Annotated in this window: 16 protein-coding genes and 1 pseudogene; 13 read left to right on the forward strand and 4 right to left on the reverse strand. The window is 59.5% G+C overall.

All coding sequences use genetic code 11. The annotated features are described in order from the left end of the window. The first annotated feature begins 30 nt into the window (after nt 1-30). From PEL8287_RS00230 to PEL8287_RS00260, 6 genes are all read left to right on the forward strand, one after another. Nucleotides 31-1,191, forward strand: a complete 1,161-nt coding sequence (locus PEL8287_RS00230; RefSeq protein WP_085890333.1) for a M20 aminoacylase family protein — start codon at nt 31-33, stop codon at nt 1,189-1,191. A 409-nt stretch (nt 1,192-1,600) separates the two neighbouring features. Beyond that, nucleotides 1,601-2,089, forward strand: coding sequence for an Lrp/AsnC family transcriptional regulator (locus PEL8287_RS00240; protein WP_085890336.1), 489 nt, complete (start codon nt 1,601-1,603; stop codon nt 2,087-2,089). A gap of 163 nt (nt 2,090-2,252) precedes the next feature. Beyond that, nucleotides 2,253-3,449: a glycine cleavage T C-terminal barrel domain-containing protein gene (locus PEL8287_RS00245; protein WP_085890337.1), complete on the forward strand. Its 1,197-nt coding sequence runs from the start codon at nt 2,253-2,255 to the stop codon at nt 3,447-3,449. A gap of 29 nt (nt 3,450-3,478) precedes the next feature. After that, the gene (locus PEL8287_RS00250) at nt 3,479-3,928 is read left to right on the forward strand and encodes an OsmC family protein (protein ID WP_085890339.1); all 450 of its coding nucleotides are present in this window, start codon (nt 3,479-3,481) and stop codon (nt 3,926-3,928) included. A gap of 22 nt (nt 3,929-3,950) precedes the next feature. After that, the gene (locus PEL8287_RS00255) at nt 3,951-4,751 is read left to right on the forward strand and encodes an enoyl-CoA hydratase (protein WP_085890341.1); all 801 of its coding nucleotides are present in this window, start codon (nt 3,951-3,953) and stop codon (nt 4,749-4,751) included. An 8-nt stretch (nt 4,752-4,759) separates the two neighbouring features. Continuing rightward, complete coding sequence (locus PEL8287_RS00260; RefSeq protein WP_085890928.1) at nt 4,760-6,391, forward strand: acyl-CoA synthetase; 1,632 nt, start codon at nt 4,760-4,762, stop codon at nt 6,389-6,391. A gap of 313 nt (nt 6,392-6,704) precedes the next feature. Here PEL8287_RS00260 and PEL8287_RS00270 read toward each other — a convergent pair whose 3' ends face one another. Genes PEL8287_RS00270 through moaA form a run of 3 tightly spaced genes read right to left on the reverse strand, consistent with a single transcriptional unit; the run spans nt 6,705 to nt 10,112 of the window. Then, nucleotides 6,705-7,751, reverse strand: a complete 1,047-nt coding sequence (locus tag PEL8287_RS00270) for a glycosyltransferase family 4 protein (protein ID WP_085890343.1) — start codon at nt 7,749-7,751, stop codon at nt 6,705-6,707. Between the two features lie 58 nt (nt 7,752-7,809). Further along, nucleotides 7,810-9,105: a 3-deoxy-D-manno-octulosonic acid transferase gene (locus PEL8287_RS00275; protein WP_085890345.1), complete on the reverse strand. Its 1,296-nt coding sequence runs from the start codon at nt 9,103-9,105 to the stop codon at nt 7,810-7,812. Further along, nucleotides 9,105-10,112 carry a GTP 3',8-cyclase MoaA gene (gene moaA / locus PEL8287_RS00280; RefSeq protein ID WP_085890346.1) on the reverse strand — a complete coding sequence of 336 codons (1,008 nt, stop codon included), beginning with the start codon at nt 10,110-10,112 and terminating at the stop codon, nt 9,105-9,107. The genes PEL8287_RS00275 and moaA overlap by 1 nt, the downstream gene beginning before the upstream one ends. Nucleotides 10,113-10,198: 86 nt before the next feature. On the opposite strand from moaA, the gene PEL8287_RS00285 reads away from it, so the two are divergent. The 6 genes and pseudogenes from PEL8287_RS00285 to PEL8287_RS00310 all read left to right on the forward strand — a co-directional run bounded on the left by PEL8287_RS00285 (nt 10,199) and on the right by PEL8287_RS00310 (nt 17,739). Continuing rightward, the gene (locus PEL8287_RS00285) at nt 10,199-10,696 is read left to right on the forward strand and encodes a hypothetical protein (RefSeq protein ID WP_085890347.1); all 498 of its coding nucleotides are present in this window, start codon (nt 10,199-10,201) and stop codon (nt 10,694-10,696) included. A gap of 288 nt (nt 10,697-10,984) precedes the next feature. Then, nucleotides 10,985-11,335, forward strand: coding sequence for a hypothetical protein (locus tag PEL8287_RS00290; protein WP_085890348.1), 351 nt, complete (start codon nt 10,985-10,987; stop codon nt 11,333-11,335). Then, nucleotides 11,253-12,605, forward strand: coding sequence for a DNA-packaging protein (locus PEL8287_RS00295; protein WP_085890349.1), 1,353 nt, complete (start codon nt 11,253-11,255; stop codon nt 12,603-12,605). Before PEL8287_RS00290 ends, PEL8287_RS00295 begins: the two co-directional genes overlap by 83 nt. A 137-nt stretch (nt 12,606-12,742) precedes the next feature. Further along, nucleotides 12,743-13,273: pseudogene (locus PEL8287_RS00300) on the forward strand (phage/gene transfer agent baseplate hub protein); the annotation flags it as partial. Beyond that, nucleotides 13,270-13,713 (forward strand): NlpC/P60 family protein, encoded by a 444-nt coding sequence (locus PEL8287_RS00305; protein ID WP_085890352.1) that lies wholly within the window; start codon nt 13,270-13,272, stop codon nt 13,711-13,713. The pseudogene PEL8287_RS00300 and the gene PEL8287_RS00305, both read left to right, overlap by 4 nt. A 3-nt stretch (nt 13,714-13,716) precedes the next feature. Next, nucleotides 13,717-17,739: a baseplate multidomain protein megatron gene (locus PEL8287_RS00310; protein ID WP_085890353.1), complete on the forward strand. Its 4,023-nt coding sequence runs from the start codon at nt 13,717-13,719 to the stop codon at nt 17,737-17,739. A 6-nt stretch (nt 17,740-17,745) separates the two neighbouring features. On the opposite strand, the gene PEL8287_RS00315 is transcribed toward PEL8287_RS00310, so the two are convergent. Then, nucleotides 17,746-18,084, reverse strand: a complete 339-nt coding sequence (locus PEL8287_RS00315) for a TraR/DksA family transcriptional regulator (protein ID WP_085890929.1) — start codon at nt 18,082-18,084, stop codon at nt 17,746-17,748. 84 nt (nt 18,085-18,168) lie between these two features. Here PEL8287_RS00315 and cysE point away from each other — a divergent pair, with 84 nt between their 5' ends. Further along, nucleotides 18,169-18,975 (forward strand): serine O-acetyltransferase, encoded by an 807-nt coding sequence (gene cysE / locus PEL8287_RS00320; RefSeq protein WP_085890930.1) that lies wholly within the window; start codon nt 18,169-18,171, stop codon nt 18,973-18,975. Nucleotides 18,976-19,054 lie beyond the last annotated feature (79 nt).

Here is a 19,054-nt window from a genome sequence, read left to right on the forward strand (position 1 = left end):
GGCAAAATTTTTCAGCCCAAGGACCACCCGATGCCCGTCAAGAACCGCTTTGCCGAAATGCACGATGAAATCACCGCCTGGCGGCGGGACATCCACCAGCACCCGGAGATATTGTTCGACACCCATCGCACCAGCGCACTTGTGGCTGAAAAGCTGCGGGCCTTTGGTTGTGACGAGGTGGTCACTGGCATCGGGCGCACCGGTGTGGTGGGGGTGATTCAGGGTAAGACCAACGCCTCGGGCAAGGTGGTGGGGCTGCGGGCTGATATGGATGCGCTGCCGATCCATGAGGCGACAGGGGTGGCGTATGCCAGCCAGACGCCGGGAAGGATGCATGCCTGTGGCCACGACGGACACACTGCGATGTTGCTTGGCGCGGCGCAATATCTGGCCGAGACGCGCAATTTTGATGGTACGGCGGTGGTCATTTTCCAGCCCGCTGAAGAAGGCGGCGGTGGCGGCGGCGAGATGTGCAGGGATGGTATGATGGACCGCTTCGGTATTCAGGAGGTTTACGGCATGCACAACTGGCCCGGTGTGCCAGAGGGGACATTCGCGATACGCCCGGGGCCGTTTTTTGCAGCGACCGACAAATTTGAGATCGAAATAGAGGGCAAAGGCGGTCATGCGGCCAAGCCGCATGAGGCAATTGACCCCACTGTGATTGCAAGCCATCTGGTGCTGGCCTTGCAGACAATTGCCAGCCGCAATGCCGATCCGGTCGAGCAACTTGTTGTCTCGGTCACGTCGATGAAAACCTCGTCTGAGACATTTAACGTGATCCCGCAGAAGGTGCATATGATGGGCACGGTACGCACGATGAGCAATGCGATGCGCGATCTGGCAGAGGAAAAGATGGAGGCGCTGTGTCGTAGCATCCCCGAGGGATTTGGGGGCAGGGCGGTGCTGGACTTCGAACGAAATTATCCGGTGATGGTGAACCATCCGGACCAGACCGACTTTGCCGCCGAGGTGGCGCGCTCGGTCAGCGGGCAATGCGAAGAGGCGCCGCTGATCATGGGCGGTGAGGATTTTGCCTATATGTTGGAAGAACGCCCCGGCGCCTATATCCTGATGGGCAATGGTGACACAGCAATGGTGCACAGCCCGGAATACAACTTCAACGATGCGGCCATCCCGGTCGGGTGCAGTTGGTGGGCCGGGATTGTCGAGCAGCGGATGCCGGTATGAGGGCGGCTGGACGGAAGTATTGCCGGAAAGCTGAATTTTCCCTGCTGACCGTCTGGTAAGTCAGTCCGTCGGGACGATTGCCGCACATGTATAATTCATCGGGCAGCATAGTGGTATAACCCAAGCATCCGCAGCGTAAAACCCGGTGGCAGCCCTCAGCGCAGGACGTTCAGAGCGAACAGCGCTTAAAACCGAATTTTCGATATTGTGGTCGATATCTGAAATCAGAAACCCGGCATATGCTTTGGCCATATAATCCTTGTTTCTGCAGCCGCGGGATTGTCAATCCGCTGGTTGTAGAAATACTTAATGCCGAGTTACAGTTTAACCGCAGCAATGATTGGACTAACAAGCACCTTGTCTGCCTTTTGGCTAAATTGTCGTGAGACGAAGTGAAAGTTGTGAGCGAATGAAAAAATTTGGCCTTGATGCTACGGATATTCGCATCCTAAGCGCGGTTCAGCAGCATGGGCAACTGAGCAAAACCAAACTGGCTGAGCTAGTGAACCTGTCACCAACACCGTGTTGGGCCCGCCTGGACAGGTTGAAGGCTGCGGGCTACATCCGTGGATATCATGCCGAACTCGCACTTGAGCGTATCGTTGATTTTACTCAGGTCGTTGTGACTGTCTCTCTGACCCATCACCGCAAGGGGGATTTCGATCGTTTCGAGGCCGCTATCAGGGCCTTGGACGAGGTCACCGAATGCATCGCCACAGGGGGTGGGATGGACTATGTGATGAAGACGGCGACACCCAGCCTTGCGTCGTTTCAGGCGTTGATGGAGACCCTTCTGTCGGCGGATGTAGAGATTGACCGTTACATGACATACATCGCGACTCGGCAGGTCAAATCAAGCCAGCCAAATCTTGCAAAACTGATCTCCGGGGCAGGCTAACGCCTCCGTGCGTCCGATTGTGCCGACTAGGATGCGAAAATCGGTCTGATCAGTCTGCGAGCAGGGCATTTTCAGTCCGCTTTCATCAACTTTCCCGGACTAAACACTCGTCAGGTTTCAACACTCCTGGGCCTTTCTGGCCGCAGATAACAAGGGCGAAAACATGACACAACAAGATGACTTCCAAGCACAACTGGATGACCTGCAAACGGAAGATTTTGGCTTTGGTACACAGATCCGCAAATCTCCTTATTTCGATGCAACGGTTCGCTGGGGCGCAAAAGGATTTTCCGTTTATAACCATATGTATATCCCACGCGATTTCGGCGATCCGGAACAGAACTTCTGGAATCTGGTAAACGACGCGATCCTGTGCGATGTGGGCGTTGAGCGCCAGGTCGAAATCACCGGGCCGGATGCTGCCAAATTTACCCAGATGCTGACGCCTCGCGATCTGTCCAAACTGGCGGTGGGACAGTGCAAATACATTATGATCACCAATGCCGATGGCGGGCTTCTGAATGATCCGATCCTGCTGCGGCTGGCCGAGAACAAATTCTGGATTTCGCTGGCTGACAGCGACATCCTGCTGTGGGCGCAAGGCCTTGCCGTGAATTCCGGGATGGATGTCACGATCTGCGAACCCGACGTGTCACCGCTGCAATTGCAGGGGCCGAAATCGGGCGAGATCATGAAAGCCCTGTTCGGCGACGACATCATGGATCTGAAATACTACTGGCTGCGCGAGTTAGAACTGGATGGCATTCCGCTGGTTGTGTCGCGCACCGGCTGGTCAAGCGAACTGGGTTATGAACTTTACCTGCAGGATGGATCACGCGGCGATGAGCTGTGGGAAAAAATCATGGCAGCGGGCGCGCCCTTCAACCTCAAACCCGGCCACACATCCTCGATCCGCCGGATCGAAGGCGGGATGCTGTCGTATCACGCCGATGCGGATATCACGAACAACCCGTTCGAACTTGGAATGGACCGGCTGGTGAACCTTGATATGGAAGCCGATTTCATCGGCAAGGCCGCGCTGCGCCGCATTAAGGAAGAGGGTGTGACCCGCAAACAGGTCGGTCTGATTATCGAAGGTGACCCGCTGAAAGGCCCGAACACTTCTTATTGGCGCATTGTAAAAGACGGCGTGGTCATCGGCAAAGTCACGTCTGCTGTCTATTCGCCGCGTCTGGAGCAGAACATCGCGCTGGCGATGGTCGCGACAGAGCATGCCAATCTGGGTGCGCGGGTGAAAGTCGTGAACAGGTCCGGCGTTGTCAACGAACCCGGAACGGAAAACGCCACCATCGTGGAGCGCCCGTTCTACGACCCCAAAAAATCTATCGCAGCCGCCTGAGCGCATCGGCCAAAATAGGGAACCGACGAATGTCCGACCTTTCGATCGAACTGCACTGGCAGCGCGTTGAACCCGCGTTGACAACCGGAAAATACTCGGCCGCACATACCGTGCAGTACAACGCCAGCAATGAAGTCCAAGTGGACGCCGCCCCGGATTGGGGCGGTGATCCAGACAATACCAATCCTGAACAAGCCCTCGCGTCGGCCCTGTCCAGTTGTCACATGATGACGTTTCTTGCACTGGCCGCCAAAGCCAGCTGGCCTGTCGCAAGCTATCATGACTATGCCGAGGCCCATCTTGGCAAAAACGCCCGGGGCCAGATGTCGGTAACCCGCATCGACCTGCATCCGGTGGTGCGCTTTGATACCGGATTTTCGGTGGATGAGGCGAAACTGGCCGAGATGCAGGACCGCGCGCACCGCTATTGCTTTATCGCCAACACGCTGGCCGACAGCGTCGAAGTGAATGTTCTCTAAAACCCGAAGAAGGATCTGACCCGTGCAAAAAAGCGATATTCTGCTGCGTGATCTGGATGACGATGGCATCCTTCGCCTGACCCTGAATGATGTAGGGCGGCGCAATGCCCTTTCTGAGGCGATGCTGGCAGAGCTGGGCGAGGCCTTTGTCTCGGCGGGCGCCAATAAGGCGGTGCGCGTTGTCATTCTGGCCGCGAACGGACCGGCCTTTTGCGCGGGTCATGATCTCAAGGAAATGACCGCCGGCCGCGAGGGGCCGGATGGCGGCAAGGCTTATTTTACCAAGGTCATGACCCTGTGCTGCGGCGTCATGCAGGCGGTTGTAAACTGCCCCAAACCCGTTATCGCCGAGGTTACGGGAGTTGCGACTGCGGCAGGTTGTCAACTGGTCGCCAGTTGCGATCTGGCGATTGCGGCAGATACCGCTCAGTTCAGCACACCGGGTGTTCACATCGGCCTGTTTTGCTCCACACCCATGGTGGCCTTATCGCGCAATGTGAATAACAAACATGCGATGGAGATGCTGCTGACCGGCGATATGACATCCGCCGAGCGCGCGGCAGAAATCGGCCTTGTCAACCACACGGTTGCCCCCGAGGCCCTGCAAGCGGCCACCCTTGAAATGGCCCGCAAGATCGCCTCGAAATCCAGCATGACGCTCGCAACCGGTAAACGGGCTTTCTACGCTCAACGCGAGATGCCCCTGGCCGAGGCCTATGACTACGCCGCTCAGGTGATGGTCGAGAACATGCTGGCCCGCGATGCCGAAGAAGGCATCGGTGCTTTCATCGAAAAACGCGCGCCCCAATGGCAGGATATGTGAGCCTTATCATGGAAAACCCCTACAACACCGGCCTGGATCGCAACCCGGCGAATTACCAACCGCTGACGCCGCTGACCTTTCTGGAACGCGCCGCCAGCGTATTTCCCAATCACACTGCAATTGTGCACGGGTCTCTGCGGCGCAATTACGCCGAATTTTACACACGTTCCCGGCAACTTGCCTCGGCATTGACTAAGAATGGGATCGGTCGCGGCGATACTGTGTCAGTGCTGCTGCATAACACGCCGGCGATGCTGGAATGCCATTACGGGGTGCCGATGTGTGGCGCGGTCCTTCATTCGATCAACACACGCCTGGATGCTTCGATTATCGCGTTCCAGCTTGACCATGCGATGGCAAGGCTGGTGATCGTGGACCGGGAACTCATGCCGTTGATGCAAGATGCCCTCGCCCTTGCCACGGTGACACCGGTGCTGATCCAATACGACGATCGGGAATACCATGGCGAGCGAACAGAGGTTGAAGCTGCCGATTACGAGGTATTTTTGTCCCGTGGCAACCCGGAATTCGCCTGGCTGATGCCCGAAGACGAATGGGATGCGATCTCGATCAACTACACCTCCGGCACCACCGGCGATCCCAAGGGCGTCGTCTCGCACCACCGCGGCGCTTACCTTTTGGCGCAGGGCAATGCGCTGACCACCTCGATGGCAAAACACGCGGTTTACCTCTGGACCCTGCCGATGTTTCACTGCAACGGCTGGTGTTTTCCCTGGACGATGTCGGCGATCATCGGCACCCATGTCTGCCTGCGGCAGGTCCGGGCTGAACCGATCTGGAACGCGCTGGCCGATGAAGGAGTGACCCATCTTTGCGGCGCGCCCATCGTGATGTCGCTGATGATCTCAGCGCCCGAGGCCGAAAAACGCGCGCTGGATCATACCGTGCAGTTTTTCACCGCCGCCGCCCCGCCGCCGGAAAAACTGCTGGCGGATATGAAGACCGCAGGCTTTGACGTGACCCACCTTTATGGCCTGACAGAAACCTATGGCCCGGCGGTGGTGAACGACTGGCATCAAGGCTGGTCCGATCTGCCTCCGGCCCAGCAGGCCACCCTCAAATCCCGGCAGGGCGTGCGCTATCTTGCGCTTGAGGGGCTTGATGTGCTCGACCCCGAAACCATGTTCCCCGTACCGCGTGACGGCAAAACCATGGGCGAGGTGATGTTTCGCGGCAATGTGGTGATGAAAGGTTATTTCCGTAATCCCAGTGCGACACAAGACGCCTTTGCCGGCGGCTGGTTCCACTCCGGCGATCTCGGGGTGATGCATCCTGACGGGTATATCCAGCTTAAAGACCGATCAAAAGATGTCATCATATCAGGTGGTGAAAACATTTCCTCGATCGAAGTCGAAGAAGCACTTTACCGCCATCCCGCCGTCGGCGTCACCGCCGTCGTAGCAATGCCGCACGAGAAATGGGGCGAAACGCCCTGTGCCTTTATCGAGCTTGCCGCAGGTCAACATTCCGACGCCGATACGCTCAAGGCTTGGTGCAAAGAACAGCTTGCACCCTATAAGGTGCCCGGCAAGTTCGTCTTCATGGACATCCCGCGCACCTCGACCGGAAAGATCCAGAAGTTCGCCCTGCGCGAACAGGCGCGAAAAATAACGAGCTGACTAATGCTCCGGATGCCCCTCCCTCAAGGGGCATCCGGCACGCATTTCAAGGTGACTTGCGCCCCTAGTTAGCGCTGATTGAATTTCATACGAATTTCTTGCTCCCCGCATACAATGACAAATTCGCGCGCTTGGCACCATTTGCCCTCTGCAACGCAGCAGCGAATTCGTCGCGGCGCAGCAGTTTTTCATGTTGCGAGCGCGCGCAGTGCAAAATGTACAGATCTGGGTTGGGCCCAAACCGATCATCTGTTGGGTCGGCCAAGCGCTGCTGAGACTTTTGCATCAGGGCTTTGCCGCTTGAGACTTGAATTTACTCTCTCTCGGACCAAAGCTGCTGGTAGACCGCCTCAATCCCGTCGACTTCGGAGCGGATGCTGAAACGGGTCTCTGCGGCGGTGCGGGCGGATCTGGACATTCTGGCGTGCCGCCTGTGATCGCTGAGCAGAGTGGCGAGGGTGTCGGCGGTCGCTTGCGGGTCATCGTCGGGCACGAGCACGCCAGCGGTGCCCTGATCCGAAAAGCTGCGGTAATAGCCCTGATCCGTAGCTACGAAAGGCACGCCGCTTGCCATGCCTTCGAGCGGCGCCATGCCGTAGCCTTCGTAGCGCGGCAATTGCACCACGGCAGACAATGCACGCAGAAGCGGGGGTAAGGCATCGGGGGCAATCTCGCCCGGGAAAAGGATGCGGTCGCTTAGCCCTGCATGAGCGATCTGCGTCTTGAGCCCGTCCAGAAAGCCCTGATCGGATTTGGCGGCGCGCCCGATAATCAGCGCGCTGACATTGGGATGATCGGGCAGCAATTGCAGCATGGCGGCGACAAACTGGTCGGTGCCCTTTTCGGGGCGTATACGGCCAATTGTGGCGATACCCTGCTGGCCGGGATACCCAGTGGCGGCCCAGGCGGCATCGCGGTTGCTGGCTGGTGAAAACCGCTGGATATCAACCCCATGGGGGACGATGGCCCGGACGTGGGGAACGAATGTGGCGGCTTTTTCGGTTGTGGCAATGACGGCGTCCATACGAGAGATCAGCCAGCGGGGAAAAGCCGAGTGGCGACGGATTGCAGCAGAGGTAAAGACGATCCTGACCGGCAGGCGCAACACGTCGCGGGCCCAGAGAGCCGTGCGCATTTCAGAATTGCGTCGAACGTGCCAGATGGTGAAAGGGCGGTTTGCCGGCGGGGTGCGCGACAGAAGTATGGCCTGCACCCGGGTGATCGGATCAGGGCAACCGGGCAGTGGGACCCCTGCGAGCGCCATGTCGTATCGCGCCATTTGCTGCCGGACGACACCGGCGGCGGTGGCTGACACGCCGGTAAAATTCCGGTTGAAATTCGTGACAATCAGTTCGGCCATCGGCGGCGCCTGCGGTGAGGATGGATTTTGAGTATTTCAGGAAAAATGAAAGTCATTGTCACTCTGTTTTTGCAAGATCGAGCGCGAGGCAGAGATCATGGGTGATATGATCGAGCATATCCTCTTGTGCGGTGACAAAGGAGCGGGATTTTTCGCGCATGGCGGTCAGCGCTGCCGGATCCTTTATAAGGGTATTGATGGCCGCCGCCAGGGCCGGGGCATCGGCAACCTCGACAGCGCCGCCGGTCGCATCGAATTCGGGATAGGTTTGGGCGAAATTGGCGTAGAGCGGCCCGTGCAGAACGGCGGAGCCGGCATAGGCGGGTTCGTAGGGGTTGTGGCCACCAACGGGGCTGAAAGAGCCGCAGAGGCAGGTAATGGGAGATAGCGCATACCACAGGCCGGTCTCGCCCAGCGTATCGGCCAGATAGACTTGGGTTTCGTCGGTGATGTCGTCGCCGGTTGAGCGGCGTGCGACAGACAGGCCCGCGCTGGCTATCATTGACTGGATCGTCGGTGCGCGTTCGGGATGGCGGGGCACCAGGACCAGAAGCAGATCGGGGTGGTCGCGCAACAGTGCCGTATGGGCGGCAAGCATGATCTCGTCTTCGCCGGGATGGGTTGAACTGGCCAGCCAGAGGGGACGCGCCTTGAGCGTGCCGCGCAGTTTTTGAAGGGAAGCGTTATCATAGGGCACAGGGCCCGAGACGGATTTCAGGTTCTGACCGGTTTGTGCATGTGTCAGGCCCAGATCATGCAGGTGCAGGGTGGTACGGGTATCCTGTGTGTGGATAAGCCTGAAGACCCCCATCAGGTGGGCAGCGGTTTTGGGTGCACGTTTCCAGTTTCGGGCCGAGCGGTCAGAGATGCGGGCATTGAGCAAGGCCAATGGGATACCGGCGGCATGGGTCTGGCTGAGCATCAGGGGCCAAAGCTCGCTTTCCACAAAAATTGCAGCGTCCGGGTGCCAATGCGTCAGAAACCGGCGCATAGCGCTGCTGGTGTCAAGCGGCGCAAACTGATGCTGGCAGCGTGGCGGCAGGCGTTTGGCAACAACCTGCGCAGAGGTGGCGGTGCCCGACGTGATCAGGAATGACCAGTCGGGGTGTACCGCGCCCATATGGGCGATGAGGCGCAGGATTGACAGGCTTTCACCGACCGAAGCCGCGTGGAACCAAAGCAGCGTGCCGTCGGGTCGATTGGCGCTGGCATGGCCCATCCGTTCCGGCAGGCGGGAGGGGGAGGTCCCCTGTGCCTTTAGCTTGGCTGAGACGCGGCGATAGGCCAAGGGGGCGATTAGGTTGGCCGCCGCACTGTAAAGGCGGATAGGCAAAGGCACGCGGGCGGGCGCCATCAGCCGCCGGTGTGACTCATGTGGCGGGACATTTTTCCGTCCACAACCTGGCGCGAATAGTCGAAATCGTGGCCTTTGGGTTTCAGCGCAATGGCGGCGCGAATGGCGTCTTGCAGCGGCGCGTCATCACCGGGATTGTTGCGCAGGGGCGCGCGCAGGTCGGCCATGTCTTCCTGGCCCAGGCACATGTAAAGCTCGCCCGTGCAGGTGAGGCGGACGCGGTTGCAGCTTTCGCAGAAATTATGAGTGAGCGGCGTGATGAAGCCGATTTTCTGTCTGGTCTCGGTAAGTTCGACATACCGTGCCGGGCCGCCCGTCCGTTCGGCCAGATCGCGCAGGATGAAGCGTTCGGCCAGACGTTGACGCAGATCGGACAGCTTCCAATACTGATCCAGCCGGTTTTCGTTTCCAATATCGCCCATTGGCATGACTTCGATAAACGTAAGATCCATGTCGCGGCTGGCGCACCAGTCAACAAGCGTAAAAAGTTCGTCCTCGTTGAAACCTTTTAGCGCCACGGTGTTGATCTTGACCCTAAGACCTGCCTTTTGTGCCGCATCTATGCCCCGCATGACCTGGGGCAGACGTCCCCAGCGGGTGATATCGGCGAATTTCTTCTCATCCAGTGTGTCAAGCGAGATGTTCACGCGGCGGACGCCGGCCGCGTAAAGATCAGCCGCAAACCTTTCCAGCTGGCTGCCGTTTGTGGTGAGCGTCAGTTCCTTGAGCGCACCGCTGTCAAGATGGCGGGTCATGGCGTCAAAAAAGGTCATGATACCCTTGCGAACCAAAGGCTCGCCCCCGGTTATGCGTAGTTTTTCAACGCCCAGATGCACGAAGGTCGTGCACATGCGATCCAGTTCTTCAAGCGTCAGCAATTCCTTTTTGGGCAGGAATGTCATGTTTTCCGACATGCAATAAACGCAGCGGAAATCGCAGCGGTCGGTGACTGAAACGCGCAGGTATGAGATGGCGCGCTGAAACGGGTCGATCAATGGGGTTGTCATGGACAAGAACCTATGTCGCGGTTTGGTTGGGGGCAAGGGTGATGTTGGCAATTGATACCGATCACCTGCATGACTAATGTCGGGTCATGAGACAGTTTTTTGTGATGGTGCTCTGGATTGCAACCCTGCCGGGTTGTGCAATGCTGGAGAGGGTGGCGGGGAAGCCGGCGCCCAAACTGCCGGAACCTGCACCGGTTGAAACCGCCGAATCGGGAGTTGTGCCGTCTGGTGCGGTACCGACAGGGGCCCGAACGGTGGAGGAGTTTGACACCACCTCGGCGGCGCAGCGAGCGGCAGCGGTTGCCGGGGTTGAAAAGGCCGCAGGTGAGCGTGATCTGGGGCGGACCATTGCGTCGCTTGGATCCCCGACCGAGCCCGGATTCTGGTTGAAAACACCACTGGTGTCCGAACCGGCGCGCGGACGGGTGGAGTATGCAGAAACCGGCAGCTCCGTTGTGTTGGACCTGATCCCGATTGAGGGGGCAAAGACTGCTGGTAGTCGGATATCGCTGGCCGCGCTGCGTCTGTTGGGGGCACCGCTGACAGGCTTGCCTGAAGTTCGGGTCTTTCTGGTTAAGAACTAACAGAGCGCCGATAGCGGATGTGAGATGTGTACAATAGCTGCGCAGAACGGAAGCGAATTTCGGATTTCTCTGATTTTAAGAAGTTAATAAAATGTAATAATAACTTACGGTTAGCGTGCGAATCTGCTGCGGTTAGACTTGACTTTGCGAACGGTGTCGTCTACAGGTTGTGACATGCTGGAAGAGGTGCGCAAACGACCCCGGGTGTGACCCCGGCGGTCGTTTTTTCATGTCTTCACGATGCGGAGGGGCCCGGAGAATGGCAATCGCATGAGGCAATGAGCACACATGGTTTTAATCACCCCCGATGAGGGGCCCACGGGCCTGACGACCTCGATCAACTCGCTTGAACGCCAGTTGGCGGACATGAAGGAGGACCTTGAGGCGATCTACGACAAAATCAGAGCCGGTGACTTGAGTGAATTGAAAGAGGCGAACAAGGCCACAGCCGAAATCCGGCAGTGGTTGAAAATCGCGATTGAAGCGGAGGCGCAACTTGAAAAACGCAGAAAACACGAAAAAGGCATCGTCCACGACTTTGCCCTCGACTTTGACGATGCACGGGCTCAGATCGGGTGCCGCCTGGATCGTCTCAGAAGGGCAAGATGCCCAGGACGAGTTCCTCGATGCGCTGAGTGACGGCGAGTTGTTGGCACTGCCGTTTATCTTTGAATTCTGGGCGCTGGAGCATCAGTTGCCACCCGAAGGCGACTGGCGCGCCTGGGTTGCGATGGGCGGGCGCGGTGCGGGCAAGACTCGCGCCGGTGCCGAATGGGTGCGCGCGCAGGTGGAGGGGGCAAAACCCCTGGATAAAGGGCGTTGCAAGCGGCTGGCGCTGGTAGGCGAGACGATTGACCAGGTGCGCGAGGTGATGATCTTTGGGGAAAGCGGTATCCTGGCCTGCTCGCCCCCCGACCGGCGACCGGAATGGCAGGCGACGCGCAAGCTGCTGATCTGGCCAAATGGGGCCACAGCACAGGCGTTTTCGGCGCATGATCCTGAGGGATTGCGCGGGCCACAATTTGACGGCGCCTGGGTTGATGAACTGGCAAAGTGGAAAAAGGCGCGCGAGACCTGGAACATGCTGCAGTTTGCTTTGCGGCTGGGCGAGGACCCAAGGGTATGCGTGACCACCACACCGCGCAACGTAGGCGTGCTTAAAGAACTGCTGGAGGCTGACTCGACGGTGGTGACATCGGCACCAACTGAGGCAAACCGGGCGTTTCTGGCGGAAAGTTTCCTGGATGAGGTGCGCGCAAGGTATGCGGGCACGCGACTGGGGCGGCAGGAGCTGGACGGTATTCTGGTGGATGAGGCCGAGGGAGCGTTGTGGACGACTGCGGAGTTGGAAGGGGCCCGGGTAGACAAGCTGCCAGAACTGGATCGGATTGTGGTTGCGGTGGATCCGCCGGTGAGTGGCAAGACCACATCGGATGAGTGCGGGATTGTGGTGGTAGGGGCCATAACCCAGGGGCCGGTGCAGGATTGGCGGGCGTATGTTCTGGCCGATGCCAGTATTGGCGCAGCAAGCCCGGCAAGCTGGGCTAATGCCGCCATCAGGGCGATGGAGCAGTACGGGGCCGACAAGCTGGTGGCCGAGGTCAATCAGGGCGGTGATCTGGTGGAACAGGTGATCCGGCAGGTTGATCCGATGGTGCCGTTCAAAAAGGTGCACGCCAGCCGGGGCAAGGTGGCCAGGGCCGAGCCGGTGGCGGCGCTATACGAGCAAGGGCGGGTGCATCATGTGCGCGGGCTGGGCGCGCTGGAGGACCAGATGTGCGCGATGACGGCACAGGGGTTTGAAGGCAAGGGCAGCCCGGATCGCGTGGATGCGCTTGTCTGGGCGCTGACCGAGCTGATTATCGAGCCTTCGGCCAAATGGCGCAGCCCGCAGATAAGGGCAATCTAAAGCGTTAGAACGCGTTTTGCCGGCTGGTTGGGCCTGTCTTTATTTGGACAGATTTCCGCGGGTAGAAAGAAAACAGCCGGGCCCAAGGGCCCGGCGTTATCGTTTTCACGTAGGTGAAACTTCAGGCTGCCTTGCGCTTGCGCCGCACGGGTAAGGCGTTCGAGGCAGAACTGCGCGGTTTGACCGAGGCGCTTAACCAGCCTTTGGGCAGGGTTTACCAAAAATCGTGCAGTGCGGTGCTGGGCGACGCAGACTGCGGTTTTGATCTGACCACGCCCGGCTATGTGACCGAACCTGCTGTGGAAGTGGTCGAGGATCGGCGGGTTTTCCGATTTACTGCGCTGGAAGGTTTTGCTGAAGGTTGGTTTCGCCATGGGGTGTTGCGCGTGACCAGCGGGGCGGCCACCGGGTTGCAAGGTCTGATCAAACGCGACCGGGCAGAGGACACGGGTCGGGTGATCGAGCTGTGGCATCCGCTGCGCGCGCAGGTGCAGCCCGGAGACGGCCTGCGGATCCAGGCGGGGTGCAACAAACGCATGTCGACCTGCCAGTTCAAGTTTAACAATCTGGGCAACTTTCAAGGGTTTCCGGACATTCCTGGCGATGACTGGACCATCACCGACCCGCGTAAATCGGGTCGTCTGGATGGTGGGAGCCGCCGGACATGAGCAATATCGGAGATCAGGTGGTTCTGGCTGCACGCGGCTGGATCGGCACGCCCTATCGCCACCAGGCATCCTGCAGGGGGGCCGGTACCGATTGTCTGGGCCTGTTGCGCGGTGTCTGGCGCGAGGTTCTGGGCGACGAACCCGAACGCCCACCGGCCTATTCGATGGACTGGTCCGAACCTGCCCGCGTCGAGGCGCTGTGGCAGGCGGCAAAGCGTCATCTGTTGACCAAGGCGCTGGAAGACGAGGCACCGGGGGATGTTTTGCTGTTCCGGATGCGCGACGGATCGGTGGCCAAGCACCTTGGACTGGCTGGAAAGACCGGCGCGCAGGCCACATTCATTCATGCATATTCGGGCCACGCGGTGGTGGAAAGCCCCCTGAGTGCCCCCTGGCGGCGGCGCGTCGTGGCCCGGTTCAAATTCCCTCAGGAGGGGTAGATCATGGCGACAGTAATTTTATCGGCGGCTGGAGCTGCTGCCGGTGGCGCAATCGGCGGCTCGGTTCTTGGGGTCTCTTCGGTTGCGCTTGGTCGATTTGCAGGGGCGCTGATCGGCCGGTCGATTGACCAGCGGCTGATGGGGCAGGGATCAGAAGTGGTTGAGAGCGGCCGCGTCAGCCGCCTGCGCCTGACAGGTGCCGGCGAAGGGGATGCGGTCGCACAGGTTTTTGGGCGCATGCGTGTCGCGGGCCAGGTGATCTGGGCTACAGAGTTTCGCGAAGATGTAACCGTGACGGGTGGCAGCCGGGGCGGAGGTGGCAAAGGCAGGCCACCCAGGCCAGCCACGCCCACGCGGCACGAGTTCAGCTATTCGGTCAGTCTGGCGATTGCCTTGTGCGAGGGCGAGATTACCAATGTGGCCCGCGTCTGGGCTGATGGCACCGAAATCTCCCGCGACAGCCTGAATATGCGCCTTTATCGCGGGACAAGGGACCAGCTGCCGGACCCCAAGATCGAGGCGGTTGAGGGGGCCGGCAATGTGCCCGCCTATCGCGGCACAGCCTACGTAGTGATCGAGGATCTGGAACTGGGCGCCTTTGGGAACCGGTTGCCGCAGCTGAGTTTTGAGGTCTGCCGCCCGTCGCAATCCGGTCAACCTGGCGCCGCGCTGGACCCGGCCCATGGTATCCGGGGGGTCGCCATGCTACCCGGCAGCGGTGAATATGCGCTGGCCACCAGCCCGGTCCGAATGAATTTTGGTCTTGGGGCCGGTGGGTTGGCCAACGTGAATTCCCCCTCTGGCAAGGCGGATTTCACAACCTCTCTTGAGGCAATGACCGGTGAATTGCCGGGCTGTCGGTCGACCTCGCTGGTGGTCGGCTGGTTTGGTGACGATCTGCGCTGTGGCGAGTGCACCATTCGGCCTAAGCTGGAACAAAAGCAATTCGACAGCTCGAACATGCCGTGGACGGTGTCAGGTCTCAGCCGGGCAAGCGCCGGGTTGGTGGCCCGAGACGCCACAGGCAAGCCAGTCTATGGCGGAACACCCACAGATGCTTCGGTGATAGAGGCCATTCTGGGCCTGCAGCAGGCGGGTCAGGAGGTAATGTATTATCCGTTCATCCTGATGGAGCAGGGGCCGGGCAATGGCCTGCCGGACCCCTATAGTGATGCTGTAGATCAGCCGGTTCTGCCTTGGCGCGGGCGGATAACCACGTCAAAAGCGCCGGGTCAGCAGGGCAGCCCTGACGGTACGACAGTTGCCGAGACAGAAGTGGCCGCATTTTTCGGCACCGCGCGTGCCGCGCATTTTTCTGTGACGCCGGTCAACGGGCCTTCGGCGCCCGCGTCCCAGCCGAACGGCCCGCTTGATCTGCTCAGCTTCGGGGGCCCAACCAAGCAGAGCCCGGTCAGCTATAGTGGTCCGGGGGAATGGAGCTACAGGCGGTTCATTCTGCATCAAGCTGCGCTATGCGCCGCCGTTGGGGGCGTTGAAAGCTTTTGTATAGGCTCGGAAATGCGCGGGTTGACGCAGGTGCGCGGGCCCGACAACGGCTTTCCCGCAGTTGCGCAACTGATCGAGCTGGCCGCCGAGGTGCGCGCGCTGCTGGGGCCGGGTGTCAAGATCGGCTATGCTGCCGACTGGTCCGAGTATTTTGGCTATCAACCAGGAAATGGCGACCGGTTTTTCCATCTCGATCCTTTGTGGGCGGATGGCAATATCGATTTTATCGGCATCGACAATTACATGCCCCTGTCCGACTGGCGTGATTGCACGGACCACAAGGATGCGTATTGGGGGGCGATCTACGATCTGGACTATCTGCAATCGAATATCGAAGGCGGCGAAGGCTATGACTGGTTCTATCATTCCCCGCAGGCGCGCGCGGCGCAGATCCGCACACCAATCACCGATGCGGCCCATAACGAGCCATGGATCTGGCGGTTCAAGGATATCCGCAACTGGTGGCTGAACCCGCATCACGAAAGGGTTGGGGGTGAACGTAACCCCGTGCCAACCGCCTGGCTGCCGCAGTCAAAGGCGATCCGCTTTACCGAATTTGGCTGTGCTGCCGTGGATAAAGGTAGCAATCAACCCAACAAGTTTCTTGATCCCAAATCGTCTGAATCCAGCCTGCCGTATCATTCTGACGGTCAGCGGGACGATCTGATGCAGTTGCAATACCTTCGCGCGATGATCGGTTATTGGGGGGATCCCTCGAACAATCCGGTATCTGAAGAATATGGCGCGCCTATGGTGGATATGGAGCACGCCCATGTCTGGGCTTGGGATGCACGCCCTTTTCCGTATTTCCCCAACAATCGCGGGCTTTGGTCAGATGGTGAAAACTACGCTCGCGGACACTGGATAACAGGACGCACATCGGCACGGACGCTGGCATCGGTTGTGGACGAGATCAGCACGCGTGCTGGGCTGAGACATCTGGATGTCAGCGCGCTGCACGGGCTTGTACGAGGCTATCTTGTGGACCAGGTCGGCGAGGCACGAGGCGCGTTGCAGCCGCTGATGCTGCGGTACGGGTTCGACGCAGTCGAGCGTGACGGTGCTTTGCGTGTGAAATTGCGCGACGGAGAGGTCGACCATGTGATCGACCCCGACACATTGGTGCGCGATCCAGAACTGGCTGGCGTGATGGAGGAAACCCGCGGCAGTGCGGCTGAACTTGCAGGCCGGGTGCGGCTGCGGTTTGTCGAGGCGGATGGCGATTATGAGGTTATTGCCGAAGAAGCGATATTGCCGGATGACACAACACATGCGGTCTCAACCTCGGAAATGCCGCTGGCGATGACCCGCGCCGAGGGGCGCCAGACGGTTGAACGCTGGCTGTCCGAGGCACGGGTATCGACCGATACGTTGCGTCTCTCGCTGCCACCTTCACAGCTATCGGCAGGGGCCGGTGATGTGCTGGCTCTGCAAGAAAGCGGCGGCAAGGGCCTGTTCCGCATCGACCGGGTCGAGCAAATGGGCAACGCCCAGAGGATCGAGGCGGTGCGGGTTGAGCCGGAAAGCTATCGCCCGATCTTGATTGACGAGATTGCCGCACGGCTGCGCCCGTTTAATGCGCCGGTGCCGGTGGCGCCACTGTTTCTGGACTTGCCGTTGATGACCGGTGAAGAGGTGCCGCATGCGCCGCATGTGGCGGTGATGGCTGATCCATGGCCGGGATCGGCGGCGCTGTATTCATCGGACTCCGATGCTGACTACCGGCTTAACAGCATTTTGGCAGCCCGCTCGTCGGTGGGCATCACCGAAACGCCCTTGCATCCGGCGCGCAGTGGGCTGATTGACCGGGGGGAAGGGCTGATCGTGAAAATGCGCTTTGGCGAGTTGGAAAGCGTCGGCGACGATGCGCTTTTGTCGGGCGCCAACCTTTGTGCCATCGGGGATGGTATGCCGGGCGGGTGGGAGTTGTTTCAGTTCCGTGATGCCGAGCTGGTCGACATCGATACCTATATCCTGCGCCACCGGTTGCGTGGACAGCTGGGCACTGATGCTGCAGGGGTATCTGCCTGGCCGCCCGGTTCATTCGTGGTGCGGCTCGATGGCACGCCGCCGCAGATCGAACTGGCCGAGGCCCGGCGCGGCGTGGCGCGGCACTACCGGATCGGCCCGGCGGAACGCCCGGTTGACGACCCATCGTATCAACATGCGGTGTTGGCCTTTGACGGGATCGGTCTGCGCCCCTATGCGCCGGTGCACTTGCGTGCAAAGGAGCAGCCGGGCGGTGATCTGCGGGTCAGCTGGGTCCGGCGGACCCGTATCGGTGGCGACCGCTGGGACACACCCGAAGTGCCTTTGGGCGAGGAAAGCGAAAGCTATCTGGTCAGGGTCATGCAGGGCCCCGCAGTGATCCGACAGGAGATTGTCAGCACACCGGGCTGGGTTTATGGCGCGGTTGCGCGGGCGACTGATGCGCTCAGTGGGGAGTACCGGATTGAGGTGGCGCAAATTTCAGCCAGCTTCGGACCGGGCGTATTTGCAGGGTTGCCCCAAACCGTCTGAAGCACCTTAACCGCGCGCGCACTGAATGCACTTGGCGGCGGCTGGATCAAGTTCCAGTCGCCGCGTGGCAATGTCATCGCCGCAATCCTCGCAATAGCCATACTCGCCGTCTTCAAGCCGTGCCAATGCCGCCGTCAGACGGGTTTTCTGGGCCTGACGCCGGGCGTGGTTGGCCTTGGCCATCGCCTGATTCTGCAGGGCGTCCATTCGGCTCAGCCGGCCCACTGCCTGTTGATCCAGTTGCACCGTCGCCTGTCCAGCCTGTCCTAGTGCGTCCTCGTTTTCCAGTTCCTGCATCCGCGCAAGGATGATTTCGCGGAATTTGGCCAGTTCGGAGTCATTCATATTCATTATCTCCGTCATCACGGCTTTGCATTTTACCATCCGTGCCTATCTGGTATAGTCAAGCACAGTGGAAGGAGCATGCAAATGGCTGAGACACGTAAAAAATTGGCCGAGCTTGACCCGGTCTGGGGGCGCATTCGGGCCGAGGCCGAGGATGCCATCGCCCACGAGCCGCTGTTGGGTGGCGTAATTCACTCGTCAATTCTGCACCACAGAAGTATCGAAACCGCGCTGGCCTACCGGATTTCGCTGAAACTGGCTTCAAGCGAGATGCCTGAACAAATTCTGCGCGAAATCTGCGATGAGGCTTTCAACGCCTCACCCGATATTGCGATGTCGGCGCGGGCCGACATTGTTGCCGTCAATGACCGTGACCCGGCCTGTGACCGGTTCATTCAGCCGCTGCTGTTCTTCAAGGGGTTCCAGGCGATTCAGGCCTATCGCGTATCGCACTGGCTGTGGACAGAGGGCCGCCGCGACATGGCGCGTTTTGTTCAAATGCGTTGCTCGGAAGTGTTCGGCGTGGATATCCACCCCGGTGCTGTCATCGGCAAGGGCATTATGATCGACCATGCCCATTCCATCGTTATTGGTGAAACCGCTGTGGTTGGCGATAATGTGTCGATGCTGCACTCGGTCACCCTTGGCGGGACCGGTAAGGAAGAAGAGGACCGTCACCCTAAGATCGGCAGCGGTGTTTTGATCGGGGCAGGGGCCAAGGTGCTGGGCAATATCAAGGTTGGCAATTGCAGCCGTGTCGCGGCCGGTTCCGTGGTGCTGGAAGAAGTGCCGCCGTGCAAGACTGTCGCCGGTGTGCCTGCGCGAATTGTGGGCGAGGCCGGTTGCGATCAGCCTTCTGTGGCGATGGATCAGTTATTGGGCGTGCGCTGAACTTGTAACCAATTATAAGACAAGGGCTTCTGGCTGGTTTTTGCTCTGGCGGCACTGGCCGGTGGTTCTGTGCCGAGGC

Source organism: Roseovarius litorisediminis, from assembly GCF_900172295.1.
Taxonomy (GTDB): Bacteria; Pseudomonadota; Alphaproteobacteria; order Rhodobacterales; family Rhodobacteraceae; genus Roseovarius; species Roseovarius litorisediminis.